This window comes from Staphylococcus simulans (genome assembly GCF_003043455.1).
GTDB classification, from domain to species: domain Bacteria; phylum Bacillota; class Bacilli; order Staphylococcales; family Staphylococcaceae; genus Staphylococcus; species Staphylococcus simulans_A.
Genome location: NZ_PZGG01000111.1, coordinates 1 through 3,281, shown reverse-complemented (window position 1 = coordinate 3,281; position 3,281 = coordinate 1). Strand labels below are relative to the sequence as shown.

Genomic DNA, 3,281 nt, shown 5'->3' with positions numbered 1-3,281 from the left:
AGTTAGAGTGATTAGACAAAGCAAAGACAGTGCGATTTAGCTAAGTAACTATATTTACTGTGCACTTTTAAATTCCAATGTTTTATGAATATACATTCTTCTCTTTGTTTGAATGTTTACATAAGAGAAATGATAAAAATCCTCTATATACAAGTATTGATGCCAGTTTAAAATATTGAAATTATACATTTGAGTTTGAGAGGAGAATGACGATAATATGGGTTTATGTTACAACGTAGGTGAACCAAGAACAACATTTTTGGGGAAAAGAGAAAATTGGGATCTTCAACAAGCACTTGAACAAATTGAAGATGGAGACGAAATTGAATTTGAACAAGGTTTCTGTCCCACTGAAGATCCTTTAGAAATTAATAAAAGTATTACCATTTCTGGAAGTTTAGAATTACAAGAAAATGGTAAAAGATTATACACAAATGTCTTACAAAGAATCATTGTAAGAAACGGTGCAACGGTTACATTAAAAGATATTGCGTTACAAACTAATAAAGAAAAGTATAATTCCCTAAATGTCAAAGAAAAATCAACGGTTATATGTCATAATGTATATTTTGAAAATGTTGCTGAAGTAGGTAAAAATTATCCCATCATCTGTATTGAAGAGAACTCGAGTGTCACCTTATCTTATTGTAATGTTAAGCCAAGCAAGATTTTAGATGGTAATCATCGTGTATATTGTGGAAATTCAAAATTAAAAATTTTAAATAGTCAAATTAATGCTCTATTGCATTTGAATCATACCGAACTAACTTGTGAAGACAGTACAGTTGAGTATCATGAATTGAATGCAATGTATATATTGAACAATAGTTCAGCAAATTTAACGAACACAACTTTTAACGGTGCGAAAATAACAGAAGAATCAAATTATCCATCTGTAAAAGTACAAGATTCTGAGATTGTTTGTAATAAATGTAGAGTGGTTCAACCTGGTTACTCGGCTGCTTTATATTTAGAAAATTCAACTGGCAAATTAGATAGTGGTTGGTATGATTCGATTAGGTTGGATAATTCTAATTTAAATGTAGCTAGTATTGGGGTAGAAGAAAGTGTACAATGTTTCTCAAAATCACAAATTAATGGACAAAAAATTATTATTGGTGGACGTGATAACGGTCAAATAAATTTCTATGCTAATCAAAATTCGGTTATTAATCTGAATGGATTATACTTTGGTCGTTTAACTACGCCGAATATTAGATTAGAAAGAAACGTTGAGTTTAATGTGCCGACAATCAAGCAGTTAAAATATAACAACGAGACTAATCAGTTTGTATATGATGAGAATAATCAATATATAGTCACACAAACATTAGAAGACATAGATTATTTCGGAAAAATTCCAGCATATCAACGTTTACATCAATTGATTGGTATTCAAAGTGTTAAAGATGAAGTAGATGAATATATTGCTGTGGCAGAAATGAACAAAAAGCGTCAAGCTAAAGGTTTAAAGAGTTCGTCATCTACTTTGCATGCTTTATATTTAGGAAATCCAGGTACTGGTAAGACAACAGTCGCACGTATTGTTGGTGAATTGTTGTATGAAAAAGGAATTATTTCTTCAGATAATTTCATAGAAGTGTCTCGTTCTGATTTAGTAGCTGGCTATATTGGTCATACAGCAAAACAAACTAGAGAGGTATTAGAAAAAGCATTAGGTGGGGTGCTCTTTATTGATGAAGCATATACTTTAGCAAAAGGTGGCGAAAAGGATTTTGGTCGAGAGGCTATTGATGAGATATTAAAATTTATGGAAGATCATCGTAGTGACATAGTGATTATCTTTGCAGGATATAATGCTGATATGGAAAGATTTTTAGAAATGAACGAAGGTCTGAAAAGTCGTATTCCAAATGCATTCCAATTTGAAGACTATACTGTTGATGAATTAGTACAAATCGGTTTATTAGGATTGAATGGCGAAGACTATACTGTTGATAAAGAAGCATATGCTGATTTAATAAAAAATAATTTCCCTTTGTCTGATGATCATAGTAATGGTCGATGGATCCGCAATTTAAATGATAAACTTAAACGCAAACTCGCTGTGAGAGTTTCCAAAGATCCTAATGCAGATATAACTTTGATTACTTCTGAAGATTTAAATGCATGCAGAATAAAAGGTGGTTTAATGGATCTTCAATAATAGCAGTCATATTGCAGTAAATAATTATATATTTATTGTCTATAGAGAATGTGGTTTTAAATTCAAAATGAGAAGTTTAGTGCGTTATGACTTTAAACCACTTTTCTTTTAGTAATGAAAAAGCGTGTCGATTACTCTTTAAAGTATGTCGACACGCTTTTTAAATCTTTGGTTGTAATACATTGAATCTATTTATCTTCTTTTTTAAACTCTGTACCTTTCGCGAGAGCGACTGCTCCCTCAGCAGAGGTGATAGTAAATGAATTTTTATCTTTAGATAACTCTGCATTAATTTTGTAGTCACCTAATTTCATTTTGAGTTGGTTGTCTGATATCTCATAGGTTCCTTCAATATCTTGGCCATTTTTATCTTTCTGAATTACTTTATTACCCTCAAAATGTAGTGTGACTTTAGATTCTATAAAGAGGAAGTTTACTTTTCCGGTATAATCGCCATCTAATTTATTTGCGCCACAACCAGATAACAATATAGTAACCGTACACATCATGATTAATAAAAATGTTTTAACTTTCAATGGAATCACTCACTTTAAATATTTTCGCCTTCATGCAAAACGAGATTATCTTTTACTGCTCTTCGCCAAGTGAAAAATCCAGAAATTGGAGCAATAAAGGCTATCCAAATGACAATTAAAATATTTTGGACAGTAAGTTTCCAGATTATACTCCAGATAGAGCCGAAGTAAATGATGTTTCTTGAAATGGTATCGATAATACCGCCTCGGAACTTCCAAAAAGAATAATGCCAAAAGATCCAAGAAAAAAACGTCCAAATAATCGCTATAAATGTATAACCGCCGTAATTATCAACACGATTAATATAAGGTATGATTGAACTGATAATATAAAAGGTACAAAGGCAGCCAAAGAATCTGCGTATATTGTACCTTCTTCTAAAATTAGGACCTAAATGATTTTTAATTGAAGAAAAAAAGGAACCGAAATTAATGCTAGGTGAATAACTGCCTCTATGATGATTTTTAGCATACTTTTTTTCGCGCATTTACTACACCTCGATTATGATGATTATTTAAGAATTATTTTAGCTTAAAAGGACTTATTAGTCCATATAATTTTCATTTAAGGACTTATG

The 3,281-nt window shown here is 31.2% G+C and carries 3 protein-coding genes; 1 reads left to right on the top strand and 2 read right to left on the bottom strand.

The annotated features are described in order from the left end of the window. The first annotated feature begins 217 nt into the window (after positions 1-217). Positions 218-2,167 (top strand): AAA family ATPase, encoded by a 1,950-nt coding sequence (locus BU038_RS12055; protein WP_107606219.1) that lies wholly within the window; start codon positions 218-220, stop codon positions 2,165-2,167. Between the two features lie 188 nt (positions 2,168-2,355). On the opposite strand, the gene BU038_RS12050 is transcribed toward BU038_RS12055, so the two are convergent. Both BU038_RS12050 and BU038_RS12045 read right to left on the bottom strand, forming a co-directional pair. After that, the gene (locus tag BU038_RS12050) at positions 2,356-2,703 is read right to left on the bottom strand and encodes a hypothetical protein (protein WP_107606218.1); all 348 of its coding nucleotides are present in this window, start codon (positions 2,701-2,703) and stop codon (positions 2,356-2,358) included. A gap of 14 nt (positions 2,704-2,717) precedes the next feature. Then, positions 2,718-3,191, bottom strand: a complete 474-nt coding sequence (locus BU038_RS12045) for a hypothetical protein (RefSeq protein WP_107606217.1) — start codon at positions 3,189-3,191, stop codon at positions 2,718-2,720. Between the last annotated feature and the right edge of the window lie 90 nt (positions 3,192-3,281).

Bases quoted from the DNA above. Each gene is read 5' to 3' on its own strand.
- BU038_RS12055 (WP_107606219.1), top strand. From the start codon at position 218: ATGGGTTTATGTTACAACGTAGGTGAACCAAGAACAACATTTTTGGGG.
- BU038_RS12045 (WP_107606217.1), bottom strand. From the start codon at position 3,191: ATGCGCGAAAAAAAGTATGCTAAAAATCATCATAGAGGCAGTTATTCA.